This window comes from Herbaspirillum sp. (assembly GCF_017744395.1).
Classification (GTDB): Bacteria; Pseudomonadota; Gammaproteobacteria; order Burkholderiales; family Burkholderiaceae_D; genus Herbaspirillum.
The window spans coordinates 239,026-264,520 of record NZ_JAGIBI010000004.1; the positions used below are offsets into that span (position 1 = coordinate 239,026).

At 62.0% G+C, this 25,495-nt stretch carries 26 protein-coding genes; 11 read left to right on the top strand and 15 right to left on the bottom strand.

Annotated elements, in window-relative coordinates; genetic code table 11:
- Positions 1-28: 28 nt before the first annotated feature.
- Positions 29-436, bottom strand: coding sequence for a heme-binding protein (locus J7548_RS13565; protein WP_290975134.1), 408 nt, complete (start codon positions 434-436; stop codon positions 29-31).
- A gap of 98 nt (positions 437-534) precedes the next feature.
- Here J7548_RS13565 and J7548_RS13570 point away from each other — a divergent pair, with 98 nt between their 5' ends.
- Complete coding sequence (locus J7548_RS13570; RefSeq protein WP_290975135.1) at positions 535-663, top strand: hypothetical protein; 129 nt, start codon at positions 535-537, stop codon at positions 661-663.
- A 54-nt stretch (positions 664-717) separates the two neighbouring features.
- Positions 718-1,320, top strand: coding sequence for a C40 family peptidase (locus J7548_RS13575; protein WP_290975136.1), 603 nt, complete (start codon positions 718-720; stop codon positions 1,318-1,320).
- 83 nt (positions 1,321-1,403) lie between these two features.
- Here the strand turns inward: J7548_RS13575 and J7548_RS13580 are convergent, their stop codons facing one another.
- Positions 1,404-2,351 (bottom strand): patatin-like phospholipase family protein, encoded by a 948-nt coding sequence (locus J7548_RS13580; RefSeq protein ID WP_290975137.1) that lies wholly within the window; start codon positions 2,349-2,351, stop codon positions 1,404-1,406.
- A gap of 225 nt (positions 2,352-2,576) precedes the next feature.
- Between J7548_RS13580 and J7548_RS13585 the strand changes: the two genes are divergently transcribed.
- The gene (locus J7548_RS13585) at positions 2,577-3,467 is read left to right on the top strand and encodes a hypothetical protein (RefSeq protein ID WP_290975138.1); all 891 of its coding nucleotides are present in this window, start codon (positions 2,577-2,579) and stop codon (positions 3,465-3,467) included.
- A gap of 17 nt (positions 3,468-3,484) precedes the next feature.
- The gene (locus J7548_RS13590; protein ID WP_290975139.1) at positions 3,485-4,075 is read left to right on the top strand and encodes a YigZ family protein; all 591 of its coding nucleotides are present in this window, start codon (positions 3,485-3,487) and stop codon (positions 4,073-4,075) included.
- Here the strand turns inward: J7548_RS13590 and J7548_RS13595 are convergent.
- Together J7548_RS13595 and J7548_RS13600 are read right to left on the bottom strand one after the other, a co-directional pair.
- The gene (locus J7548_RS13595) at positions 4,015-4,185 is read right to left on the bottom strand and encodes a hypothetical protein (protein ID WP_290975140.1); all 171 of its coding nucleotides are present in this window, start codon (positions 4,183-4,185) and stop codon (positions 4,015-4,017) included. The genes J7548_RS13590 and J7548_RS13595 overlap by 61 nt on opposite strands.
- A 20-nt stretch (positions 4,186-4,205) precedes the next feature.
- Entirely contained in the window at positions 4,206-5,642 is a 1,437-nt protein-coding gene (locus J7548_RS13600) for an MFS transporter (protein WP_290975141.1), read from the bottom strand.
- A 112-nt stretch (positions 5,643-5,754) separates the two neighbouring features.
- Here J7548_RS13600 and J7548_RS13605 point away from each other — a divergent pair, with 112 nt between their 5' ends.
- The gene (locus J7548_RS13605; RefSeq protein WP_290975142.1) at positions 5,755-6,438 is read left to right on the top strand and encodes a metalloregulator ArsR/SmtB family transcription factor; all 684 of its coding nucleotides are present in this window, start codon (positions 5,755-5,757) and stop codon (positions 6,436-6,438) included.
- A gap of 141 nt (positions 6,439-6,579) precedes the next feature.
- Here the strand turns inward: J7548_RS13605 and J7548_RS13610 are convergent, their stop codons facing one another.
- From J7548_RS13610 to J7548_RS13650, 9 genes are all read right to left on the bottom strand, one after another.
- Complete coding sequence (locus tag J7548_RS13610; protein WP_290975143.1) at positions 6,580-7,209, bottom strand: YitT family protein; 630 nt, start codon at positions 7,207-7,209, stop codon at positions 6,580-6,582.
- The gene (locus tag J7548_RS13615; RefSeq protein WP_290975144.1) at positions 7,202-8,392 is read right to left on the bottom strand and encodes an amino acid aminotransferase; all 1,191 of its coding nucleotides are present in this window, start codon (positions 8,390-8,392) and stop codon (positions 7,202-7,204) included. Before J7548_RS13615 ends, J7548_RS13610 begins: the two co-directional genes overlap by 8 nt.
- A 79-nt stretch (positions 8,393-8,471) precedes the next feature.
- Positions 8,472-9,716, bottom strand: coding sequence for an MFS transporter (locus J7548_RS13620; protein WP_290975145.1), 1,245 nt, complete (start codon positions 9,714-9,716; stop codon positions 8,472-8,474).
- A 147-nt stretch (positions 9,717-9,863) separates the two neighbouring features.
- Positions 9,864-10,571, bottom strand: coding sequence for a transcriptional regulator NanR (locus J7548_RS13625; RefSeq protein WP_290975146.1), 708 nt, complete (start codon positions 10,569-10,571; stop codon positions 9,864-9,866).
- A gap of 100 nt (positions 10,572-10,671) precedes the next feature.
- The gene (oiaK, locus tag J7548_RS13630) at positions 10,672-12,057 is read right to left on the bottom strand and encodes a 3-oxo-isoapionate kinase OiaK (protein ID WP_290975147.1); all 1,386 of its coding nucleotides are present in this window, start codon (positions 12,055-12,057) and stop codon (positions 10,672-10,674) included.
- Complete coding sequence (locus tag J7548_RS13635) at positions 12,054-13,298, bottom strand: ribulose-bisphosphate carboxylase large subunit family protein (protein ID WP_290975148.1); 1,245 nt, start codon at positions 13,296-13,298, stop codon at positions 12,054-12,056. The genes oiaK and J7548_RS13635 overlap by 4 nt, the downstream gene beginning before the upstream one ends.
- Before the next feature lie 8 nt (positions 13,299-13,306).
- Positions 13,307-14,137: a phosphogluconate dehydrogenase C-terminal domain-containing protein gene (locus J7548_RS13640; RefSeq protein ID WP_290975149.1), complete on the bottom strand. Its 831-nt coding sequence runs from the start codon at positions 14,135-14,137 to the stop codon at positions 13,307-13,309.
- Positions 14,138-14,351: 214 nt separating this feature from the next.
- Positions 14,352-15,689, bottom strand: a complete 1,338-nt coding sequence (locus J7548_RS13645; RefSeq protein WP_290975150.1) for an MFS transporter — start codon at positions 15,687-15,689, stop codon at positions 14,352-14,354.
- 810 nt (positions 15,690-16,499) lie between these two features.
- Entirely contained in the window at positions 16,500-17,531 is a 1,032-nt protein-coding gene (locus J7548_RS13650) for a protein-glutamine glutaminase family protein (RefSeq protein WP_290975151.1), read from the bottom strand.
- Positions 17,532-17,947: 416 nt separating this feature from the next.
- Between J7548_RS13650 and J7548_RS13655 the strand changes: the two genes are divergently transcribed.
- The 4 genes from J7548_RS13655 (at position 17,948) to J7548_RS13670 (ending at position 21,903) form a co-directional block, all read left to right on the top strand.
- On the top strand, positions 17,948-19,060 hold the full coding sequence (locus tag J7548_RS13655) for a hypothetical protein (protein ID WP_290975152.1): 1,113 nt from the start codon (positions 17,948-17,950) through the stop codon (positions 19,058-19,060).
- A gap of 99 nt (positions 19,061-19,159) precedes the next feature.
- Entirely contained in the window at positions 19,160-20,200 is a 1,041-nt protein-coding gene (locus J7548_RS13660; RefSeq protein ID WP_290975153.1) for an amidohydrolase family protein, read from the top strand.
- A 107-nt stretch (positions 20,201-20,307) separates the two neighbouring features.
- Positions 20,308-20,775, top strand: coding sequence for a hypothetical protein (locus J7548_RS13665; RefSeq protein WP_290975154.1), 468 nt, complete (start codon positions 20,308-20,310; stop codon positions 20,773-20,775).
- Positions 20,776-20,850: 75 nt separating this feature from the next.
- A complete protein-coding gene (locus tag J7548_RS13670) occupies positions 20,851-21,903 on the top strand; it encodes a DUF3298 domain-containing protein (RefSeq protein WP_290975155.1) in 1,053 nt (350 codons plus the stop codon).
- A gap of 115 nt (positions 21,904-22,018) precedes the next feature.
- Here the strand turns inward: J7548_RS13670 and J7548_RS13675 are convergent, their stop codons facing one another.
- Positions 22,019-22,984 (bottom strand): LysR family transcriptional regulator, encoded by a 966-nt coding sequence (locus J7548_RS13675; protein WP_290975156.1) that lies wholly within the window; start codon positions 22,982-22,984, stop codon positions 22,019-22,021.
- A gap of 135 nt (positions 22,985-23,119) precedes the next feature.
- Between J7548_RS13675 and J7548_RS13680 the strand changes: the two genes are divergently transcribed.
- The gene (locus J7548_RS13680; protein ID WP_290975157.1) at positions 23,120-24,040 is read left to right on the top strand and encodes a dihydrodipicolinate synthase family protein; all 921 of its coding nucleotides are present in this window, start codon (positions 23,120-23,122) and stop codon (positions 24,038-24,040) included.
- Between the two features lie 125 nt (positions 24,041-24,165).
- Positions 24,166-24,753, top strand: a complete 588-nt coding sequence (locus J7548_RS13685) for a flavin reductase family protein (protein WP_290975158.1) — start codon at positions 24,166-24,168, stop codon at positions 24,751-24,753.
- Positions 24,754-24,818: 65 nt separating this feature from the next.
- Here J7548_RS13685 and J7548_RS13690 read toward each other — a convergent pair.
- On the bottom strand, positions 24,819-25,495 hold a 677-nt coding region (locus J7548_RS13690; RefSeq protein WP_290975159.1), incomplete at its 5' end, for an aromatic amino acid lyase.

The window sequence follows — 25,495 nt, forward strand, 5'->3', positions numbered from 1 at the left end:
CGCATGCAAGCGGCCGGCGATGCAAGGATTACAGACCCAGGGCGGCGATGCCGGCCTTGGCGATCTGCACGTCTTCCGACGACTTCACGCCGGACACGCCGACGGCGCCGACGTAGTGGCCGTCGACCACGACCGGCACGCCGCCTTCGAGCAGCGCATCCAGTTCCGGCGCCGACAGGAAGGAGAAGCGGCCGTTGTTGATCATGTCTTCATAGATCTTGGTTTCGCGGCGGCCCAGCGCGGCGGTGCGCGCCTTGCCCGGGGCGATGTGGGCCGAGATCGGAGCCGCGCCGTCCAGGCGCTGCAGCCACAGCAGATGGCCGCCGTCGTCGACGACGGAGATGGTGACGGCCCAGTTGTTAGCCTTCGCTTCGGCTTCCGCGCCGGCGGCGATCTTTTTGACGTCGTCCAGCGTCAGGAATGGTTTGTTTTGCATGTTGGCTCCGATATGCTGAAAAAAATTGAACGGTGATTGTACGGTGATAACGCTGTTTTGGCACCAGACCGCTGCAAACTCTTCCATGAGCGTTTTTCATGCAAGCCGCCAAAGGCGCGGCCCGCCGGATATTGCCCTGCGAATTACCGGCAGAACACAGCAAAAAGCACGGTCATGCCATGGAAAACGATGCAATTATTGCAAATTGGCATGAAATTAGCTTTTGACATGCCACCGGAATTCACTTAAAGTCCCGCAATCCTACTTTAAAGAGGATCCTGATGACTTCACGCCGATCTGCCCGATTCCGACGCCAAGCCGTACGAGCGTGCACGCTCGCGGCCGGACTCTGGATCAGCGCATCGGCCTTCTCCGCCGACCTGTCCCTGGCGGCCCAGGATCTTCCCCCTCCGCAAGCCCAAACCCCGCAAGCCCAGCAGCAGATCAGCAAGACCAATCTTGCGATCGTCCGCCTGCAAGACATCACCAACCGCGCATCCGAACTGGCCACCCAGGCCCTGGCCATGCTAGGCATCAATTACCGCTACGGCGGCAATTCGCCCGATACCGGCCTGGATTGCAGCGGCCTGGTGCGCTACGTATTCAAGGAAGCATGGGGCACCGACCTGCCGCGCACTTCGGCTGAAATCAGCCGCGTCGGCGAAAAGATCGGCAAGGACAACCTGCAACCCGGCGACCTGGTGTTCTACAACACCCTGCGCCGCGGTTTCTCGCACGTCGGCATCTATCTCGGCGATGGCAAGTTCATCCACTCGCCCTCCGCCGGCGGCCAGGTGCGTATCGAAAGCATGGACGAGTCGTACTGGAAGAAGCGTTTCAACGGCGCGCGCCGCATCGCCGCCGACGAAAACGATGCCAAATAAGTACTTAAGTACTTCGCTGCAATGCATATAAAACAAAGCCGCCCTCGGGCGGCTTTGTTTTTTCCACGCAAGCCCGGCCTGCCTCAGTTACCCGACAGCAATTTCAGCTTGCGCTTGATCTCCGGCATGGCCGCCATCGCCGCCTGCTCGCCGGCCAGGATCGCCACATTGCGGCTGGCGAAATCGCTGCCCTTCATGGCGCCCAGGATGGGCTTCACCACGACGTCGGCGTTCTTCAATTCATACTGGTTGATGGTCTGGCCCATGATGGCGAAGGTCTGCAGCAGCACGTCCACCGAACTGGCCGAAGCCTGTTCCTCAGGCTGCGCCGAAATGTTGACCGCGATCACGAAGTCAGCCCCCATCTGCCGCGCGAAACGCACCGGCACCGGCGCCACCAGGCCGCCATCCACATAATAGTGATCGCCGATCTTCACCGACTGGAACACGCCCGGCACCGCCGACGACGCCCGCACCGCGATACCGGCATTGCCGCGCTGGAACAGGATCGGCTGGCCGCTCTTCAGGTCGGTCGCCACTGCGCCGAAGGGAATCTTGAATTTCTCGATGGGCAGGTTGTTCAACGCGCGGTTGACGTAGTTCTGCACGCCCTCCCCCTTGAGCACGCCGGAAACCTTGGAGAAAAACGGCACCGCCCAGTCGGAGATGGCGGCCTCGTCCATCTGCAGCGCCAGCTTCTGCAAGGCGAAACCGTTATTGCCGGCCGCATACAAGGCCCCCACCAGGCTGCCGGCGCTGGTGCCGGCGACGACATCGGCATCGATACCCTGCGATTCCAGCGCCTTGATCACGCCGATATGGGCGAAGCCCCGCGCGGCGCCGCCGCCCAGGGCCAGGCCGATACGGATTTTCTTCGGCGCCGTGGCGGTCGGCGGCGCCGGCGTGGCCGCTGCCGGCTCGGCCGGTTTGGTATCGGTGGAGCCGGGCAACAAGGAAGTCGTGCCGCAGGCGGCCAGCAACAGGGAAGAAGTCAGGGCGGCGATGGCCGTCAGGTGCGAAGTGATGCGCATGAAGAGAAAAATGGCTTGAAGGAAACAGGAAGCACGCTATACACGCCACTGTAAGAGACAGCGGCGAGTATCCTGCCGTTCAGTCAAGACGGATATCCCGCCTGCTGAACGGCATTGGCGGCAGCGAGCGCCATTTTACTTGAACCGTCCTCCCCTGCCCGCTGGTGTAGAATGCGCCGCCCGTCTCCGAGAACCCGAATCGGGACACGATATAGAACGAAGTCCATGAATATCGTCATCAACGAAGAACTGCAGAAGTACATCGATCCGCTCACCCCCAACGAATACGCCGCGCTGGAGCGCAGCATCCTGGCCGAAGGCTGCCGCGATGCGCTGGTGTTGTGGGGAGAGGTGCTGGTCGACGGCCACAACCGCTACGAGATCTGCCGCAAGTACGAACTCGAATTCAAGACCGTGCAGAACGACAGCTTCAAGTCGCTCGACGACGTGCTGCTGTGGATGATCGACAACCAGTTGGGTCGCCGCAGCGTCTCCGATTTCCAGCGCGGCATGCTGGCGCTGCGCAAGCGAGACATCATCGCCGCCCGCACCAAGGCCGCGCCCAAGCCGGCCAAGAACGAGGAAGCAGCCGAAGCGCCCGAGGAAAATGCAAGCGAAGCGGCAGCCGATGGCGACGCAGGCGATCCTCCCTGGCACGCCGACGACACTACCGGCCCCATCAAGACCCGCGAAGACATCGCCCGCGCCGCCGGCATCAGCAGCGCCACCGTCGGCCAGATCGACCGCATCCGCAAGACCGCCGCGCCGGAACTGGTGCAGGCGGTGCGCAGCGGCGCCATCTCGATCAACGCCGCCGCCGCGGTCGCCTCGCTGCCCAGCGAAGACCAGGTCAGCGCGGTAGCCGGCGGCAAGAAGGAACTGCGCGAAGCCGCCAAGAAAGTGCGCGAGCAGAAAGCCGCCACCCGCACCCCACGCGCGCCCAAGGCCGGCGACGGCGAAGGCAGCTCGGTCGCGGTCACGGAAGGCATGGAAAACGAAGTCACCGCCGCCCTGCGCCGCGAAGTCGCCGCGCTGCAGGCGCGCGTGGCGCAACTGACGCAGGAGAACCAGGGCCTGCAAGCCGAACTCGCGCTGCTCAAAGGCAGCGCCGCCTGACCCCGCCTCCGTCCGCCATGGCCACCTTCACCATCGCCGCCCGCGTCGAGATCGAACTGGATATCCGCAAGAGCCGCTTTATCGGCATCGTCATGCCGGTGGCCGACCGCGAAGCGGCATTGCGCGAAGTCGAACGCATGCGCGAAGAACACCGCGGCGCCACCCACGTGTGCTGGGCGCTGATGGCCGGCGGCCAGTCCGGCATGTCGGACGACGGCGAGCCCTCCGGCACCGCCGGCCGGCCGATGCTGGAAGTTCTGCGCCACCACGACCTCGACGGCGTGCTGGCCATGGTGGTGCGCTACTACGGCGGCATCAAGCTGGGCGCCGGCGGCCTGGTGCGGGCCTATACCGACGCCATCGCCAGCGCGCTCAAGAACGCCGAGCGCACCGAACGCGTGGCGCAGGCGGAAATCGAAATCGGCGTCGTCTACTCTGCCGAACCGCAACTGCGACACTGGCTGGCCCAACACAAGTACCAACTGCTGGACAGCCGCCACGACACCCTGGCCCATCTGCGGCTGCGCCTGCCGGCCGCCGAACTCGATCAGGCCGAAGCAGCGATTCGCCGCGTCGCCTCGAACGCCTCGATCAAACGCATCATCTGATCCATCCGTTCGCGGTCGCCCGGCAACGGCCGGCGCGACCACAGCATGTCGAACTCGGCCAGCAACAGGTGGTAGCCGATTTCATCCAGTTCGATAGAGCTCGCCCGCATCGCCCTTCCCCTTCACATCTTCAATGCGCACGCGTCAGGCGCCGCGCCAATGGCACCGCCAGCGCCGGCGCCACGGCAAATATCGAGAACAAGGCCGTGGCCGCATCCTGCGCGCCCGGCACGCCGCCCGGAACGGTAAGGCCGGCTTCGTTGGCGGTCAGGCCAACCAGCGCCGCGCCGATGGCCATCGCATACAACTGCACGGTGGTGACAGCCGATGAAGTCAGGTTCTCCTCGCCCGGCCTGGCCGCATGCAAGGCGCGCGCGATAAGGTGCGGCCAACCCAGCCCGATCCCCATGCCGGCCGCAACCAGCGCCAGCACGATACCGACATCGGCAAGCACACCCGACGCCATCATTCTGGCCGGCAACAAGATCGCCAGCACCATCAGTCCCAGCGCCATCAGCACCGGGCCGATACGCACCATGCGATCGGCCGCCCGGCCGCTGCGTCCAGAACTGAGCAGTGAACCGAGACTCCAGCCACCCGCCATTGCGGCCGTCATGTAACCGGCCGCCAACGGCGCATAACCATGCAGTACCTGCAGAAAATACGGCACAAAAATTTCGGTGCAACTGCCGATCACCAGCAGCGACACGCAGGCAAATACCTTGCCCATTTCAGTGGACAGCGCATAGCCGGCACGCGGCAGCAAGCTGATGCGATGGCGCAGGTCGATGCGCGCCACCAGCAAACCCAGCGCGACGCCGCCGGCGATACAAGTCGCCGACTGCCATCCGGCATCGGCTTGCGCAGCCAACGCCACCAGCAGCACCGACATCGCCAGCAGCAGGATGCGTCCCAGCGGCATGGCGCCCGCCTGGGTGTTATCCATCCTGACCGCGCGCGGCCCCAGTTGCACCGTCACGAGAATGGCCTGCAACAGCAGCAGCGGCATCAATGCCCAGAACGCCAGGCGCCAATGGCCGCTGGCGGCAAACAACCCGCCGACCGCCGGTCCCAGCAAGGTGGAAATGCCCCACATGCCCGAGACCAATGCAATCGCACGCGACCACAGGCGCTGCTCGAACACCAGCGGAATCAACGCATAGCCCAGCGCCGCCAGCAAACCGCCGCCGATGCCCTGCACCGCACGCCCGGCCAGCATCCACGGCATGCTGCCGGCCGCCGCGCACACAAGCGCGCCGGCGCCGAACACGGCCAGCCCCAGCAAATAGGTACGGCGCGCCCCCAGGATGGAGAGCAGTTTGCTGGTCAGGGTGGAACCGATGATGGAGGTGACCACGAACAGCGTCACGTTCCAGGCGTAGTAATCGAGGCCGCCGATATCGCGCACCACCGACGGCAGGATGGTGGTGACGATATGCACATTGATCGCATGCAGCGCCACGCCGCCGGTCAGCGCCACCGCGCGCGGCGCGTTGCGGGCATTGAGCAGCTCGCCCCAGGAAGCGGCGCGGCCGGCGGCTTCGGCGGGAATGCTATTGGTCGTCATCGGGTTTCCTTCCTCTCTGGCTGCGGCCTGTGGCCGGTTCGACAATTCCGCGCAACGCAGCTAATATGCAAGCAATTGTTTGGATATTTAAACCGGATATTAGAACGTCCCCATGAATTTAACAAGCAAAAACTTGGAAAACGAATCGCCCGCCGAAAGCGGCCAGGCCGGCCCCTCCACGCCCGAACGCATCCTGTTCCGCCTCAAGACGCGCGGCCCGGCCTCCACCGCCGAACTGGGGAGGGAACTCGGCATGACCGCCGAAGCCGCGCGCCAGCAGGTCCAGAAGCTGGTGGCCGAAGGCCTGATCGCTGGCCACCAGGAAAGCGCCGCACCGCGCGCCGGCCGCCCGCGCCAGAACTGGGAGCTGACCGCCGCCGGCCATTCCCGCTTTCCCGATTCGCATGCGCAACTCACGGTGCAACTGATCGGCTCGATCCGCCAGCTGTTCGGCGAACAAGGATTGGACAAACTGATCGGACAGCGCGAACAGGAAATGCGCGCCGACTACCAACGCCACTGCGCCGGCATCGCCACGTTGCCGGCGAAGCTGGAAAAGCTGGCCGAGATCCGCAACGCCGAAGGCTACATGGCGCGCGTCGAGAAACAGGGGAAAGACTGGCTGCTGGTGGAAGACCACTGCCCCATCTGCGCCGCCGCGCAAAGCTGCCAGGGGTTTTGCCGTTCCGAGCTGCAGTTGTTCCAGGAAGTGGTGGGAGAGCAGGCCAGCGTCACGCGCGAGGAACACCTGCCGGCGGGCGGGCGCCGCTGCGTCTACCGCATCGTGCGCAAGTGAAATGGACTGCGACCTATTCCCGTCGCCCTGACGAAGGTCAGGGCCCAGCGTCGTTCAGCGGCCATCAAGACGCAACGAAAGACACTGGATCCCGGCATTCGCCGGGACGACGATAAAAAAGAGCGCCGCGGCGCTCTTTTTTCACATGCCCATATACCTGCCGGGCCGGTGGTTCAACGCGATCACCAGGTTGGCCGCCACCGCGCCCATGATCGACGCCAGCAGTACCGTCGGCGTAACCACGAACAACGAAGCCAGCACGATCAGCACGTCCACGCCCATCTGCAGCTTGCCTGCGCGCAGGCCGTAGCGGTCCTGCAGGAACAGCGTCACCACATTGATGCCGCCCAGGCTGGCGCCATGACGAAACAGCATCACGAAACCGGTGCCCATCAGCAGGCCGCCGAGGATGGCGCTGTAGAACAGGTTGAGCTTCCCATACGCGATGAACTGCGGATGCATCAGCGAAAAACCCGACACCAACGCCACCGCGCAAAACGTCTTGCCCATGAAGCGCAAGCCCATGCGGCGGAAGGCGAAATAATAGAACGGGATGTTGATGGTGAAAAACACCACGCCGAACGGCAGCCCGGTCAGGTACTGGATCAGGAAAGCCAGCCCGGCGGTGCTGCCGGTGAGCAGGCCCACGTGGCTGTACATGTTCACCCCGAGCGAGACGAACAACGTGCCGATCACCAGCGCCAGCGCATCCTCATATCCCTTGTGGCGCACATCGGCCGGCGCCGCCGGCTTGGCGAGCGCCTCAGCCACGCAGCACCCCGGACATCGCTTCGGCCACGCGCGCCACGTTGCCGTCGTTCAGGCCGGCCACGCAGATGCGGCCGCTGGAGACGGCATACACGCCGAACTCGTCGCGCAGGCGATCGACCTGGGCGGCGTTCAACCCGGTGTAGCCGAACATGCCGTTCTGGCGCAGCAGGAAATCGAAGTCGCGGTCCGGCACGGCCGCCTTCAGCTGCGCGCTCAGCTTGATGCGCATGTCGCGCACGCGCACCCGCATCTGCTCCACCTCGGCCTGCCATTGCGCGCGCAATGCGACGTCCGACAGCACCCGCGCCACCATCAGCGCGCCATGCATCGGCGGGCTGGAATAGTTGCGGCGCACGGTCAGTTTCAACTGGCCCAGCACATTGGCGGCCTGGCCCGGCTGCGGGCAGAACACCGACAGCGCGCCCACGCGTTCGCCGTACAGCGAGAAGATCTTGGAGAACGAATTGCTGAGGAAGAAGGCGATGCCGCGCCGCACGCATTCGCGCACCGCCCAGACGTCCTCGTCCAGGCTCTCGGCAAAGCCCTGGTAGGCCAGGTCGAAGAACGGCAGCAAGCCGCGCTGCTCCACCGTATCGATGATCTGCACCCATTGCTCGCGCAGCGGGTCGACGCCGGTGGGGTTGTGGCAGCACGGGTGCAGCAGCACCACCGCGCCCTTGGGCAGCGACGCCAGCTTGGCCAGCATGGCGTCGAAGGCCAGGCCCTTGGTCTGCGCATCGTAGTAGGGATAACGCTCGGTCTTGAAGCCGGCGCCTTCGAAGATGCCGATGTGGTTATCCCAGGTCGGGTCGGGAATCCAGATCGTCGGCTGCGGGAAGAAGCGCGCGATCAGGTCGGCGCCCACCTTCAGCGCGCCGGAGCCGCCCAGGGTCTGCACCACGGCCAGGTGCTCCGGCGCCGGCAGGTCGGCGCCGAACAGCAATTGCGCCACCGCCTGGCGATAGCCGGCGTGGCCTTCCATCGGCAGGTAGGTATAGGGCGCGGCGACCGCGGCCAGCGCCTGGTCGACACTGCGCACCGAAGGCAGCACCGGGATGGCGCCCTGGCCGTCGGCGTAGATGCCGATGCCGAGATTGACCTTGCCGGGGCGCTCGTCGCGCAGGAACTGCTCCATCAGGCTCAGGATGGGATCGCCGGCATACGGGGGAAGATGGGAAAACATGACTGCCTCTCGAAAACAAAACAGGAAAGCTGGAAATCGGCATTGGTACGCCGGCAACCCATTATGTTAACGCGGCGGATCAAGCCTGCACAGCGCCATCTGCTGCCGGCCGCCGCTCCACGCTGCGGTCGTCGATCGGAAAATGCAGCGCCGCAGCCAGCACACCGGCGGCAAAGGTCGCGCCCCACAGCAATGAATACGATCCGGTCAGGTCCAGCGCCAGTCCGCCCAGCCATACGCCCAGGAACGAACCGAGCTGGTGGCTCAGGAAGCACACGCCGAACAGCGTGCCCATATGACGCGTGCCGAAGATGCGCGCCACCAGCCCGGTCGTCAGCGGCACCGTGCCCAGCCAGGCCAGCCCCATGACGGCGGCGAACGCGGCCACCGAGAACGGCGTCTTGGGCAGCACGAAAAACAGCCCGATGGCGGCGCTGCGCACCAGGTACAGCCAGCCCAGCACATGCTGCTGCCGGAACCGCCCGCCCAGCCAGCCGCAGGCCCAGCTGCCGGCCATGTTGAACAGGCCGATCAGCGCCAGCGCCGTGGCCGCCAACCCCATCGGCATGTGGCACAGCTCCAGGTAGCCCGGCAGATGCGTGGCGATGAACGCCAGCTGGAAGCCGCAAGCGAAAAAACCGATGGTCAGCAGCCGGTAGCCGCGATGCCGGCATGCCTGCGACAACACTTCCCGCAGCGAGAAATGCAAGCCGGGATCGGCGGCCACGGTCGCGCGCGAGGGCCGCCCCAGCGCCAGGCCGAGCGGCGCCACCGCCAGCAGCATCAGCGCCAATACCAGCAAGGCCACGGTGATGCCCGACATCGAACGCATCTCCTGCACCAGCGGCACCATCAGTACCTGCCCCAGCGAGCCGCCGGCGCTGGCCAGGCCCATCGCCATGCTGCGCCGCTCCGGGGCCACGCTCCGTCCGACAGCCGTGAGCACGACGCCGAAGCTGGTGCAACTGATGCCGATCCCGATCAATCCCCCCATGCCCAGCACCAGCACGATGCCGTTCGGGGCCAGCGCCGTCAACGCCAGCCCGGCGGCATAAGCGGCGGCGCCGAACGCCACCACCGGCGCCGGGCCGTAACGGTCGGTCGCCGCCCCCGCCAGCGGCTGGGAGAAGCCCCACACTAGGTTATGCAAGGCGATGGCGAAAGCGATCAGCGTGACCGGCAAGCCGTAGTCGTAGGAAAGCGGGCTGATGAACAGGCCGAAGGTCTGGCGCGCACCCAGCGCCATGCTCATCACCGCGGCGCCGGCGGCGACAATGGGCAGGATCCGGTTGCGCGAAGCGGCGATGTGAGGGACGGATGGCATGTGATCTGGCGCGGTGCGCATGTGTCTTGGAATGCACATTGGAACGCCATGGCGGTGCCGGCTCAACCGAGATTTGCGCGCGCTGCCATGCGCGCCATGCATGCGAAAAAAGGAAAACCCCGGACGGACTCCCCGCGGTTACTGCGGTTACTGCTGCCCCAGCGCCCGGTACAGCTCGTTGGCGCGCGTGAGGTGGGCGCGCATGGCTTCGGCGGCGGCATCGCCGTCATGCGCGGCGATGGCGTCGACGATGCGCTGGTGTTCGGCCAGCGTCAGCTCTTCCGCGCCAGGCGCGCGCACCAGCGTGGTGTAGAACTCGCTGGCCCAGCGGAACATCGATTCGACGATGGAGGGGAAGATGGGATTGCCGCTGATGTCGGCGATCTCGCGGTGGAAAGCCATGTCGCGCTCGATGAACTCTTCCAGGTTGACCATCGAGGCGCGGTGCTCCTCGATCGCCCGGCGCAGGCGCGCAACCTGCTCCTCGGTGGCGCGCTCGGCAGCCATGCGGGCGGTGCTGGTTTCCAGGAATACGCGCGCTTCCTTCATGTGCTTCAGCATGTCGGGCTTGGTGCGCAGCAGGTGCTGGGCGCCGGCGGCGATCTGGGCGATCAGGCGCTCGGCGGTCGGGTCGATCACGCGCGCCCGCTCGCCATGGGCGATCTCGACGAAGCCGGAGCGTTCCATCGCCTGCAGCGCCTCGCGCACGGCGGGACGGCCCACGCCGTACTGTTCCATCAGTTCGCGCTCGGACGGCAATTGCGAACCCGGCGGAAACTCGCCCGCATGGATGCGATCCATCAGGCGTTCCAGCACTTCCTGGTATAACTTGCGTCGCTGTATCGGTTCCGGCATGGGCTAGGCGTCTCTGGCTAGGTTTTAGGTATCGGTGGCGCGCACTCTACCACAATCCCAGGCCCAGCCTGACTTTGCGCCGCCCTGCTTCCGTCCTTCCTCAAGCCGCGCAGCGCCCTTCCAGCACATCGCCGAAGAAGCGTTCGGCGCCGATCTGCCCGCCCTTCAAGACCAGTTCCAGTCCGTCGCGGCGCGCATTGTCCGACCATGCGCGGCACAACGGCGCGCCCGGCGCCAGGCCGGCGCACACCGACAGCGCGGCGATGTCGAGCGCGCCGGCCACTTCGCCGGAACTGTCGCCGCCGGCGATGGCGATGCGCTGCAAATCATTGGCATCCAGGATGCGCCGCATCGTCTCGGCCAGCGCCACGCCAACGGCGCGGGCGGCATCGGCGCGGGCCATGCCGGCGGCGCGGGCGATGGCGTCGAAGCCGGTCACCGACGGGTCGTCCGGCCCTTCGGCGGAAAACACCAGCGGACTGCGGCCGGAAGCAATCGCCGCGCCGGCACGGGCGACCAGGCGCGCCAGTTCCGCCTCGCGGGTCGCCGCATCCAATACCGCCGGCAAATCCATGCGCTCGACAGCGAAGCCGTGCGCGCGCGCCCAAGCGATCTGGCCGGCCGTCACCGGCGAACAGCTGCCGCTGACGGCGGCGATCACCGGCACCGGGCCGGCCTGCGGCAACGAAGGCTGGGCCGGAATCCAGCCGTGCGCGCGCCAATAGGCCGCCAGCGCGTATTGCAATCCGGAAGAAGACGCGCTGAACACGCCCGCGCCCTTCTCTTCCCACACCAGCCGCCCGGCTTCGCGCAGGGTCTCCTCATCCAGCACGTCCACCAGTACCACCGGCTTGTCCTTGCCGCGCAAGGAAGGCAGGCGTACGTGCGCAACCGATGCGCCGTCGCGCAACTGCACCATGTCCACCAGTTCGATGCGGCGTCCGGTTTGCCGGCCGAGATGGCGGCGCAGGTCGGCCTCGTCCATCGGCGTGACCGGATGGCGCGACATGGTCGGATGGCGGTCCAGCCGGTGGCCGATGCCGTCGACCGCGGCGAACAGGTTGCCGAACATCTGGTAGCGCTTCAGGCGCGGCGCGCCCACCACCATCGGCGACCAGTCGCCCGGCATGGCGCGCACGCCGAGGTCGATGGCGCGGCCGATCGACCCGGTCGCGGGCGAAGAATCGAAGGTGGAGCACACCTTGTACTGCAACAGTGGTGGCCGCAGTGCGGCCAGCGTGTCGAAGGCCGGCGGCAGGTGTTCTTCCATCCATTGCGGCGAACGTCCGCGCGAGGAACCTGCGATGCCGATACAGCGCGCATCGGGGAAACGCCCCAGCATGGACTGGTCCGGTGTGCGCAAAAACAGCACGGTGGACAGGCCGGCCGCCGTCATCACTTCCATGGCGTCGGTGGAACCGGTGAAATCGTCGCCGTAGTAGGCCAGCAGCAAACCCGGCGGCAATGCGTTGCCCGGTGTCGTCATTTCCAGAATCCCAGCGCGCCCTGCAGCGCCTTGTTGCCCTTGGCGTGCTGCTCCAGCGGCATGCCTTCCATCGCCGCCACCCAGGCTTCGCGCAAGGCTTCGACGCCGGCCGACACGCCTTGCGGATGGCCGAAGATGCCGCCGCCGGCGGTGTGGATCAGGTCGGCGCAGCCGATCGCAGCATAGGTGTCGGCCGCCTGCAGGCCGGTCTGGCCGGAGCTGAACACCGGCATGGTCGAAGTCATCTGCGCGCCTTCGATCACCGGCGCCAGCACCGAGCGCGCGGCGACGATGACGCTGTCGTCCGGCTCGCTGAACTTGTTGCGCAAGCCGTTCACATGCATGTGGTCGGCCCCCGCCAGGCGCCACAGTTGCTGCCAGGGCGCGTAGTCCCAGCCCAGTTGCGGGCTGCGCGTGAGGTAGCCCCAGCCGGCGCGGTGCGCGTGGATGGGCATTTGCGTATGGCGGCGCAACTCCTGCAGGCCGACCAGGCCGATGGAGTTCAGCACCGCCATCGCGCAGGTGCCGCCTTCGGCCAGGATCAGGTCGTGGCGGCGGCGCATCTGGTCGAGGTCGCCGGTCAGATTGAAGGCCATCATCACCTTCTTGCCGGTGCGCTCGGCGTGCTCGTTGATGACGCGCATGACGGCGCGCACCCGCTCGTCGAACGGGCAACGGCCGCCGTCGGCCTGCAGCTCGTCATCCTTGATGAAGTCGATGCCGCCGGCCACCAGCTCGCGCACCTGCTGCACCGTCTCCTCCACCGACAGGCCGATGCTGGGCTTGATGATGGTGCCGATCAGCGGGCCGTGTTCGATGCCTGTCAGCCTGCGCGTGCCTTCGATGCCGAAGGCCGGCCCCGGATAGGCGTCGGCGAAAGCCTTGGGCAGCCTCAGCCCGGTCAGGCGCAGGCCCGATACCTGGCGCAGCTCGAACAGGTTGCCGGCGATGGTGGACATCAAATTGGGCAGCGAGGCGCCGGTGTTTTCCAGCGGCCACGACAGCTCCAGTTCGCATTGCGTGTAGCGCTCCGAACGCATGCCGCCCGGCAGGCTGGGTTCCTTGCTGTGGCCGAGGATGTTGAGCCGTTCCACGCGGGCGCCGGAGCGCTCCTTGAGTTCCGGCGTTTCGGTGGCCAGGGCGACGAAGGTGCCGCTCGATTGCTCGCCGGCGATGACCTCGGCGGCGCGCGCGGGGTCGTCGCCGGTTTCCAGCCAGTAGCTGGCGTAGATGCGTTCCATGTGCGCTCTCAGGTAATGCGGCGGATGCTCTCCGCGATTTCGTCATGCTCGAACACCTTGAGCCAGTCGTCGCGCAGCAGGCGCGGCAAGCCGTTCTGGATCGCCTTGTTGCAGGCGTCCGAGAAGGCGCCGGGGATTTCCTTGAAGATCACCGCGCCCAGGATGTTCATGTGGCCCAGCAGGAAGTCGCGCGCGGCTTCTTCCGGCACGCCGCGGCGCACGGTCTCGTCCATCGCCTGCTTCATCGCGTACAGCAGCGTGGCGCACACGGTTTCCGACAGGCCCGGCTCCAGGATCGCCATCTGTTCCACCGTCAGGCGGTAGCTGCGCAGGATCGGCTGGTAGATCACCTTGGCCACGTCCTCGCCCAGGTCGAAGGCCGATTCCGGGCCTTGCATCAGCGCGCTGGTGATGGACTGCTTGGCCGCGCCGCCGCCGAAGAAATCGCGGCGGCCTTCGGGCGTGCTCTCGTCGTTGAAGATCGGCGGATGGCAGGGATGCGCCACGAAGTACACCAGGTCCGGACGGTCCGGCAGGTGGCCGGCGAACGGCGCGGCCGCATCCAGCGTCATCACCATCACGCCGGCGCGCAGCTTGGGCGATATCTCGGCGGCGATCTTGCCGATCAGGGTATCGGGCACCGCCAGGATGACGACGTCGACATTGTCCAGCGCGGCATCCACGCTGACGCAGTCGATTCCGGCCTCTTCCTTCAGGCGCTTCTGGCCGGCTTCGCTGACCTCCACGTGGGCGACCCGGTAGTCCGACTTCTTCAGGTTCTTGGCCAGGCGCACGCCCATCTTGCCGCCGGCGCCGAACAGCGCGATTTTTTCTTTCATGATGACTCTCCGTTCAAAACTGCATCTCTGCACAAATGGTTCAACGACAATGGTGAACCTGTTCAATGTCTCGGCGCGAGTGGATCAAATGCCATTTCAGGATGGGCTGCAAGGCGCAAAACGTAGCCGGGCCGGTGGCCCGGCGAGGCTTTGCAACGCCGCAGACGGCCTGAAAGGGCGTTTGAGCCGCCGCGTTGAGACATTGAACAGGTTCTTATTCCGCGATGGCCCGGCCTTGCAGTCCGGGAAGCTCTTCCCGCACACCGGCGCCGATGGCGAAGATCACCAGCGCCGACAGCAGCATCAGGCCGCCCACCACGAACATCGGCGCCTGGTAGGAACCGGTGGCGTCCTTGATTGCACCGGTGATGAACGGCGCCATGAAGCCGGCTGCATTGCCCACCGTATTGATCAGCGCGATGCCGGCCGCGGCGGCCGCGCCCGACAGGAAGCGCGCCGGGATCGACCAGAAGGTCGGCAGCGCCGAGAAGATGGCGCAGGCGGTCACCGTGATGGCGACGATGGTGGCGGCCGGGGTCTGCATATACAGCGCGGCCGGGATGCTGATGGCGCCCAGCAGCGCCGGCACGCCGACGTGCCAGCTGCGCACGCCGCGACGAGTGGCGTCGCGGCTCCACAGGAACAGCGCGACAGCGGCCGGCAGGTAGGGAATGGCGGTGATCAGGCCCTTCTGGAACACGTTGAATTTGGCGCCGAACTGGGCTTCGAAGCCGCCGATGATGGTGGGCAGGAAGAAGGCCAGCGCATACAGCCCGTAGATCAGCCCGAAGTAGACCAGCGACAGCATCCACACGCGGCCGTTCTTGAGCGCGCCGGAGGCATGCGGAACGTGGGTGGCCCGCTTGCCGCTTTGCTCGGCCTGCAGCGCCGCAGTGAGCCATTTGCGCTCGGCTTCGTTGAGCCACTTGGCCTCGGATGGCTTGTCGGCCAGGTAGAACCAGGCGATCACCCCGACCACGATGGCCGGCAGCGCGACGCCGGCGAACATCACGCGCCAGCCTTCCAGGCCGAACAGGCCGTGCGCCTCGATCAGCAGCGCCGCCACCGGCGCGCCGATGACGATGGTCAGCGGCTGCGCCAGGTAGAACAGCGCCAGGATATGGCTGCGGTGCTTGGCCGGCACCCACAGGCTCAGGTACAGGATGGCGCCGGGAAAGAAGCCGGCCTCGGCCACGCCCAGCAAGAAGCGCAGCACGTACAGCCCTTCCACGCTGCTGACCCAGGTGAACAGCAGCGCGACGATGCCCCAGGTGACCATGATGCGCGCCAGCCAGCGGCGCGCGCCGTATTTGTGCAAGGCCAGGTTGCTGGGGATTTCCAGCAGCACGTAGCCGATGAAGAACACGCCGGCGGCGAAGCCGAACTGGGCGGCAGTCAGCGCCAAGTCCTTGGTCATGCCGTTGGGACCGGCGAACGAGATCGCGGTGCGATCCAGGAAGTTGATGAAGAACATCAGGCCGACGAAAGGCACGAGCCTCATCGCGACCTTGCGGATGGCCGATTGCTCGACCGCGCTGGTGGTGGTTTGCATATTGTCTCCTGGCTGGTTGCGAGGCCGTTGCCGTTCGGCGGCGGGCCCGCTTGTCATGTTGTGCGCCAGGATCAGCGGGGGGCTGCGAACGCCTGCGCTCGCCTGGCTGCCGTCTCTTGCCGGTTCTATCTTGTTATTGCCGTTACTGCCGCGCTATGCGCTGTTGTTGCCGGTTGCGCACCTTTTCCTGACAAAAGGCGTTTTTTCGCAACTGGTATCATCACTATACCAGTTTAATTTTTCAGTGATTGGTTAATTTTTTGCATGCGAAAGATGAGCGCGAACGACGATGCCGGCAGGCAATGGTGGCCACAATGAATAAAGTTGGTCGGGAATTGATCCCGCTGTACCCCTTAAAACGTTAAAAGCCACCTCTAAAGGTGGCTTTCTTTTGCAATACTAATTACGTCGGATATCGACCAGTTTCGGACATCTTAGAGTGGTTCTTAGGCATTACAGTTGTCCAAGTCGTCTGGACTAGGAGTGTCCACGTCACCGGACCAGGAGTCCACAATTACTGAAATATGCAGAAATTCGCCAGCGTATCGATTCGCTCCCCGGCGACAAAACGGGAAAGTAAAAAGCGAAAAAGAAAGCGGCCATCCTTTTCCAGATGGCCGCTTTCTTTTTCGTGAGCAAAGCGTAATCTCGGCATGAGCCCCCCAAAAGGAGATCCGGGCCAATAGCGCCATGGTACAGGCCGCGGCCAAGGTGTTGAAGAAACGGGTTACGCCGCCCGCCTTCACGAAAGCGGCATGCCAGACCTTGCTCTCAGATTATGCAGCTATCTACAGCCTGCTCACAGAAGCATCAGCGCCTCTTCATCATCGCCCGCATCACGTACAGTCTTCTGAGATCCTGTTGATTTACCGCCTCCATGTCGTCGAGGTCGCTTTCCCGGTAATCGCTCAGCTTGGTGTTCTTGTCCGAGGGATCGAGGGCAAAGCGATTGGTGAAATACTCGTGCGTTATCTGCGACTTCGTCTTGGCCAACAGCTTGGCCTTCCATGCGGCATAGGGAACGGGTTCGGTGAACAAGGACGGGTCCAGCACGGTGAGCACCTGCGTCTTGCCTTTTTTCACCATGACCGCCGGTGCGATGTGATACGACAGCCCCGCTTCGCTGCGGCCGTCGGCGGCGGCAACGTCGGGTTTCGGATCGAGGTAAATCTTGCCTTCAACAAACGCCTTGGCCGATACCACACCCAAGTTATCGGCCAGCACCAGAGTCATCATCTCTGCCCGTGCCCAAATATCGTTATACAAATAGTCGTAAGGAATATCCGTACGTTCGACCAGCACTTGGAAAGCTTTGGCTGCGAAGGCCTCACTGAGGACCCCGACTTCAACCTGCTGATTGTTTTCCTTCGACTGCAGCACCGCGCCGCCGACAGGATCGGCCAGACTGTCCTGGTCAAGCCGGTAATCGCCCTGGTATTTGCCGCCACGGGCCTGCAAGCTGAAGTTCTGTTTGTTCTTTTCCTTATCGAAACCCATGGTGATGATGCCGGTGCCCAGTTTAACCAAGACGAAACGGATCCCCTTTGCACTGAATGCCTTCCCGCTGGCGTCGGGAGCGTACTCCCCCGGCCCACTCATCACCCCCAGCAATCCGGAAGTCACCGACACCGTCATTTTGCATTCGATACCCAACTCGGCCGACCAAGTACCATTGATCTCTGCCGCCGCATTGTCATCGCCCTCCATTTTTTTGGCAGTGAAGGAACCGGCATAGCTACCTGCCAGATCGAAGCAAGCCGACTTGGCCAGCACCGGTGCGCAAGCCGAGGCCAGCGATGCCGCCAGCACGGCGTTGCGAAGGAAAAGACGATTGAAAATCATGCGGAGGATCTCTTTTATTGGTTTGATGGCCAGAGTGAGAAGTAAACGCGGAAAACCGACGCAGGCACACGCCAAGCGCCGAGTATGCCAAACAGACCTGCGACTGATCAAACACGATCAACGTTACCGCAACGCTAATTAGATTGGCGTATGGACGACTATCGTTGATGGACAAGGATTCTCGCCAAGAAACATTGGTGCTTACTCTCACTTTCGAGAAGCAAGAAAATCGCAAAAAATCCCATTCAGGATAACAAAAAAAAGGCGCCAGCCCATCCTCCATTTGGAGGAGGCGCTTAGGAAGAAACAACGCTAGGCTCTCCCCTATTCAGTCATCTTGACGGAAATTTACGCTTCAATAACACTGCTCGGGCAGTCGCGTGAAACAACAAATACAAATTCACCGGGGAAAGCCGATGCTCAAAACAATTCGAATCGTAATTGGACCGTTTTTATCTCTCTTGGCCATTGCGATTTGTACATCTTCTTGGGCAATGGAGCCTCTGTGCAAAGCGATGATGAGCAAACGTTCATATGACGAAGCCGTCAGCCTGATTGCCCAAGAAAGCGATATCAATATTGCATGCAACCCGGACTCCAAGATCAAAGCGGCAGTGCCATTGGATATGGCCATTGAGAGCGCTGCGGTCAATCCCAAGGCGCCGGAACTTGCCGCATTATTACTGGAGAAGGGAGCGATGGTGGGAGGCTACCGCAAAGATGTCTTCTTCTTCCGTGATCCGAAGCGCCAACAAGAGTTCGAGAGCAAACCGATTGGTACCCTCTTTGCAATTACCCCCGAAGAGACACGGTTTACGATGTACATGTGGAAGACTTATATCGAGGAGAAAGCCGAGGCCCACAGACAAGAATTTCTCGAACGGGCACGTCAACAAGATGCGGCAACATTTGCGATGTTCGGAAAAGTCTTATTGGGCATGGCAAGCACCGCTGTGACCTATCAGGCACTCAAAAACGGAGCTTCAAACGCTCTCCCTCAGGCACTTGACCAGGTATCGAAAAAAAGTGGTGCGTATACCGCGCCGCTGCCAATTTCCAATACCCCCCCTGGCACCGCGAGCATGAGTGATACCCTGCACCGTAATCAAGAATCGGGAACAAAACAGGCACAAGCGCAAAACACAGTACCTAAATCGGCATTATCAACAGCTAACAAAGCATCAAGCAGTTCGCCAGCCCCTAAGACGGTAAACCAGCAACCAGAGAAAAAATTAGAGACTAAGAATCTTGCTGCGAATTCTTGCAACACCAATGTCGGTGAGGTTGTAAAGACAACGAAAGAAGAATACGTAATCTCGATGAATGCCTGCAAGAAGGCGGACTCGACATTGTCAACCCGCACATGGGGAACAGATGCGGGAAGCACTCATGGAACCCCCGAAGGGTCATGCAAAATGGCACGTCAAAACGGTTATGCAAGAACCGCTTGCTACTGCTTTGAAACGAGAAATCCAGGCGAAAGTTCTGCTGTAGATGAAGGCGATTGGGTGTGCTGGATCGCAGGATAAGATTTTTAGCTACGTTCCTCGATACGAGCATTAGCTATTCCCCATGTTAATCATGGGTAAGTTGTTTAATAGATTTCAACCCGTTTATAAGCTCCACTCATGAAACGTTTATTGTTAATTCCGTTGTACCTCGCGCTACTACCACATGTCTGGGCAGAATCCCCTACGTTTATCGATGTCCATGCACATTTTCAAAGTGGAGTGAATCTTTCCCAAGGAGAAAAAACTGCCTTGCAATGGATGGATCAGTTCGGCATCAGTCGGTCGTTGTTAATGTCGCCGCCATCAGTAGGGGACAATAAAAATCGTTATGACATTGAAGACCTGCTGTTCCTGACCCGCGATTATCCGACACGTTTTTCAGTTCTGGGCGGCTCCAGCCTAAACGTTATGCTGCACTCGATATCGGCTGATCGAGTGGATGATTCTGATCGTGCCCGTTTCCGTGCCCGGGCTTTGCAGATTGCCGACCTCGGCGCAGTTGGCTATGGCGAGATTGCAGCGCTGCACGTATCGGTCCCTCTAATGGGGCAGCAGCATCGCTATGAAAACATTCCTGCCGACCATCCATTACTGTTATTGCTGGCCGATATAGCTGCTGAGCGCGGCCTGCCGATCGATCTGCATTGTGACCTGGTTCCCGAGGAAATGCCTTTGCCGCCGGTATTGCGCGCCAACAAATCAAATCCGGACGTCTTATCGGAGAACCTGAATTCGCTTCAGCGATTACTGGCGCACAATCCTCGTGCACAGATCGTGTGGTCGCATGTTGGCTTCGAACCGCTGTTGACACGGAATCCTCAACTTGTTCGTACCATGCTAAAGCAGTTTCCAAATCTCTCAATGAGCTTCCGCTTGAATCGCGGCCACATAAAACCGGCTGCCGCCTTAAATCCCGAGAGAGAGGTAAAGCCTGTCTGGTTGGCGCTACTTGGTGAGTTTCCAGATCGCTTTATGCTCGGCAGCGATGCGTTCTACGACACAGATGGCACGATCAAGCGTGGATCGAGCAAAGAAGGCTTGGAAAATTTTCAACACTTGCTGCAGGCCTTGCCAGAACCAGTACGCACAGCCGTAGCCAGTGGCAATGCCGAGCGGATTTATCACTTGACCGAGCGTAGCCCCCAACCAACGCGATAAAGAAAAACCACTCAATTCCGATGAGCTATTGCGCTGCGAAAGTTTCATTGATGCCTAGTTTTACACGCTAAGATGTCTGCAATCGGCCAGAAGCAGTCACCATCCACATGAAAATGAATTCAAAAGTGTCCGAAGAAATCAATGGAATAGTGCAAGAACTCGGCTTCATGATTGGTGTGCTCGACAAAGTGCCAGACGCATCCAACATGGCCAGCCATTTTCGGGATCTTCTTTTCATCGAGCTTCATCAGAACAACCGTGCCCGCAAGACCCATTTGAATGCCCTGAAAAGGGAAATGCTTGTAGTTGCTCGCGAGACAATGAGCCCCAAAAGCTGGAAGACGTTCAAGGCCATCCTTGCACTCGATGAGTTGTTTGGAGAGGCCTATCTGCAGAAGGTCAGAGCTGACGGGACGCTTCGAGGCGAAGAAGAATATCGCAAAGTGCTCATTGAAGTGGATCTCCTCATAGCAAGCCAGGGGAGTAAAGGGCTTACACCAGAGCTGGAGCATCTGGTGGCTGACGTCAATGCCGTCGTCGAGGGATCGCCTTTTCACCAGTCGACGAAGGACTAGCGACCGCTATCGGCCAAGAACAGTCATCTCTCAGAGAAAATACACGGGCCAACCAGAATAGTAATGGAGTACCCCATGAGGAAAAAATATGGAACCATCGAAATGGTTTCTCTCGCCCTAATTTTCTGGGTCTTGACAGCGACAGCTGCAAGCGTACATGCGCAATCCGGCCCTAGTTTCGACTGTTCAAAAGCTTCCAGTTATATAGAAAAACAGATTTGCCAAAGCGCGAAGCTGTCCGAATTCGATCTGAAACTAGATACTAGCTATAGAGCCGCTGTAGAAATGCTTTCACCTACAGCTAAGAGAGCTCTGCAGAATAGTCAGCGTTCATGGCTGACATTTGTCAGAACGGTATGCAATCGGACGTCTCACCCGCCAGCAACTACGAACGACACTGAGAGCTGTCTCGCGGAAAAGTTGCAAGAACGCGAACGACAGCTCCGAGTTACAACGGTGAAGAACGGTGCAGTTACTATCTATCCCTTCGGGATGTTCATTGCCCATCAGAACTCTACAGATGATCAATCCGGTCATGACTCGGGGTACAGCACCACACAAGTTTCATATCCGCAGATGGACGGTCCCGATTCGTCGTTTAAATCGAAATTTAATGCCGCGCACGCAATGTTCGCGTCAAAGATCGCGAAGAGCAACCCTGAAGAAACTGACACTGACTATTTTGCGGACTATGGAATCCTGACCGCAAATGCCAACCTTCTCTCCGTCGAAGTTAGTGGAGGATTCTATGCGCACGGCACTCCGCATGGTCAATATTATTCCTTGGTATTTAACTGGCTCCCTAAAGAAGGCAGAGAGCTACATCCAACTGATATTTTTTCCCCTTCCAAACCTTGGCGGCGTTTCTTGCAGTCGTTTTGCTATAAGAGTCTCATAGAGGAAATGGGCGAGGTATGGGGTGGTCCTGACTTAAGTAGCTTCATCAAAAATCTTGGCCCGACAATAGTAGATCCTAAGCGCTGGAGATTCGATCAGAAGGGATTGAAAATTCATTTCCTGACTTATGAAGTCGCAGCGTATGCCGCTGGGGAGCCCGAGGTAGTGGTGCCTTGGGAGAAATTGCGAGATTATCTTGCACCTGATGCGACAAAGATATTTAGTCACTGACGTCCGCAACCGGCCATAAACAGACATCTAGAGCCGACCAACTTTATTCCCTGTAGTCAACGGCATGTTACACCTCCGGCAAGGATGAAAAGACAGCAGGAAAAGGAAAAGCGTATCAAGCCCCAGCCGACTTGCGCCCACCGCCAGCCTCCAGCAGCAACTGCACGAATGAACGCGCCGCCGGCGACAGCTCGCCCCCCTTGCGGGTAACGATGCCGATGGTCTGCGATACCGACTTCAGCGCCACCGGCAGGATGCGCAGCACGCCGCTGTCGACGAACATGCCGGCTACGCTGGTGGGCAGGATGGCGACCGTGTCGCTGGCCTGGCGCAGCACCGCCACTGTGACGAAAGTGGAAGCGGTGGCGATGGCGCCGGCCGGCATGGCCAGCCCGGCCAGGTCGAATTCGCGCTCCAGCACCGCGCGCAACGGCATGTGGCTGGGATAGGTGACCCAGCGGTAGCCCTGCAGGTCGGCCAGGCTGACCGACTTGCTGCGCAGGCGCGGATGCTCGCTCGACACCACGACTGACAAAGGTTCGTCCGACAATGGCTGGTAGTGGTACTTGCCGGGGTTGTCGGAGACGCTGGAGCGCCCCAGCAGCAGGTCGATATGGCCGTCGTCCAGCAAACCCAGCATGTGCACGCTGGTGTCTTCGATGATGTCGATGGACAACTCGGGATGCGTCTTGTGCAGCGCGTTGACGGCCGGCACCACCAGTTCCGGCACCGCCCCCATCACCGCGCCGATGGCCAGGCGGCCGCCACGGCCGGAGCGGATCTGCGCCATCTCGTCGCACAGCGCGCCGAGGTCGGTGGCCATCAGCCGCGCATAGCGGATCACGCAATGGCCGAACTGGTTGGGGATCAGCCCGGAACGGGTGCGCTCGAACAGTTGCGCCTCCAGCACCGCCTCCAGTTCGGCCAGCGATTTGCTGGCGGCCGACTGCGTCATGGCCAGCGCGTTGGAAGCCTTGTGCAGGGACTTGTGGTCGTCCAGCGCGATCAGCAACTGGAGCTGCTTCATGCGCAGGCGCGACAGGAGGCTATTGAGGTTCTGCTGGCTGGGGGCGCGTTTCATGGCATCGACGGTGAAATAAGCGGGGTAAAAACAGATGAGTCGCAAAAGCGATCACATGATGGAAAGTCTTCACTATACAGCCCCTGCCGCCGGACGTATATTCGTCGCCATCCCATACACACAAGTGGAGACACCATGAGCACCCCCATCTACCGCGGCGTATTCCCCGTCGCCCCGACCATCTTCGACCAGAACGGCAAGCTCGACCTGGAAGGCCAGAAGCGCGCCATCGACTTCATGATCGACGCCGGTTCCAACGGCATCTGTATCCTGGCCAACTTCTCGGAGCAGTTCGTGCTGTCCGACGAGGAACGCATCCAGGTGCAGAACACCGTGCTGGAACATGTGGCCGGCCGCGTGCCCGTGATCGTCACCACCACCCACTACGGCAGCCAGATCTGCGCCGAGCGCAGCCGCGCCGCGCAGGACGCCGGCGCCGCCATGGTGATGGTGATGCCGCCGTACCACGGCGCCACCTTCCGCGTCCCTGAAAAGCAGATCTACGAATTCTACGATCGCGTCTCGTCCGCCATCGACATCCCCATCATGATCCAGGATGCGCCGGTGGCCGGCACGCCGCTGTCGGCGCCGTTCCTGGCCCGAATGGCCAAAGAAATCGAGAACGTCTCCTACTTCAAGATCGAGACCGCCGGCGCCGCCTCCAAGCTGCGCGACCTGATCGAGCTGGGCGGCGACGCCATCGTCGGCCCGTGGGACGGCGAGGAAGCCATCACCCTGATCCCCGACATGGACGCCGGCGCCACCGGCGCCATGACCGGCGGCGGCTACCCTGACGGCATCCGCAAGATCGTCGACGCCTACTTCGCCGGCGATACCGAGAAGGCCGCCGAGCTGTACATGAACTGGCTGCCGCTGATCAACTACGAAAACCGCCAGGGCGGCCTGGCCTCGTGCAAGGCGCTGATGCTCGAAGGCGGCGTGATCAAGTCCGACATGTTGCGCCATCCGCAACCGCCGATGCACCCGAAGGTGCGCGAAGGCCTGCTGCGCGTGGCACGCCGCCTCAATCCGCTGGTGCTGACCTGGGGCAAGTAAGCCCCGGACTCATCCGCACGCGGAAAGAAAAACGGGAGCCGATGGCTCCCGTTTTTTCATGGCCGCTCGTCCCATGCCGAACTGTGTCATCCTGCTGCTTTCCGTTTTCCTTGCCGGAGTCCATCTTGAGCCACTTCCGCCCCGTCGAACTGCATCACGCCAGCCGCCTGGTCAACCACGGCCCCACCGTGCTGGTAAGCGCCGCCCACGGCGGCCGCCGCAACATCATGGCGGCGGCCTGGTCGATGCCGGTGGAATTCACGCCGCCGCGCATCGCGGTGGTGATCGACAAGAGCACCTTCACGCGCGAACTGATCATCGCCTCCGGCGGCTTCGGCATCATCGTGCCGGGCGCTGCATTGATGGACCTGACCTATGCCGTGGGCAGCGAGAGCGGGCGCGACATCGACAAGTTCACCCGCTACGGCATCGAGGCCGGCGCCGGCCCGGTGCTGGGCATGCCGACGCTGGAACAAGGCTGCGCCGCCTGGCTGGAATGCCGCTGGATCAAGGAAGCGCACACCGAGAACGCCTACGACACCTTCTTTGGCGAAGTCGTCTCGGCTGCCGCCGATACACGCATCTTCGACAACGGCCATTGGAATTTCACCGAAGAGAATGCCGACTTGCATACGCTGCATCACCTGGGCGCGGGCAAGTTCGTGGTGGCTGGTAATCAGGTGCAGGCACAGGGACTCACGGACAAAGCCTGATCTGGCAGCACAATGAAAACGCCCGGACAAGTCCGGGCGTTTGGCTTGGGCCGTTGCCGAAAGAATCAGACAAACTGCCCGATCTTCGCCACCACCGCATCACGCACCGATCCGCTGACCACAAAGCCGTGCGCAGCCTGGATGTCGTTGTGGAACCAGCGGTCACCCTCCAGGCAAGCCGGAATCTGCCGGCGGATCTCGTCATACGCCGCCTGCGTCCCCTGCCCCAGCTTGAAGCCCTTCAATAAGTCTTCCGTCATCGTCAGCGCCTGCGCCGCCAGCAGCATTTCCACCCCGACGATGTATTGCGTGTTCTGCACCACCGTCATCGCCTTGCGCGCGCACCAGGTCGAGTTGGAAATGTGGTCTTCGCTGTTGCCCTTCGATGGGATGCTGTCCACGCTGCCCGGCATCGACAGGGTACGGTTTTCCATCACCAGCGAACTCAGCGAGCACTGCACCACCGGATAGCCGGTGTTGACGCCGCGAATGCCGCTCATCAGGTTGCGCGGCAAACCCCACGACAGCGTCGGGTCGATCAGGCGCGCCACGCGGCGTTCGCAGATGCTGCCCAGGTCGGTGATGGCCATGGCCAGCAAGTCCATCGCCTGCGCCAGGTACTGGCCGTGGAAGTTGCCGCCGGAGATGATCTCGAAGCCTTCTCCCTCTTCCTTGCTGAAAATCAGCGGATTGTCGGTGGCCGAGTTGGTTTCCTTCTCGATGATGGTGTCGATGTAGTCCA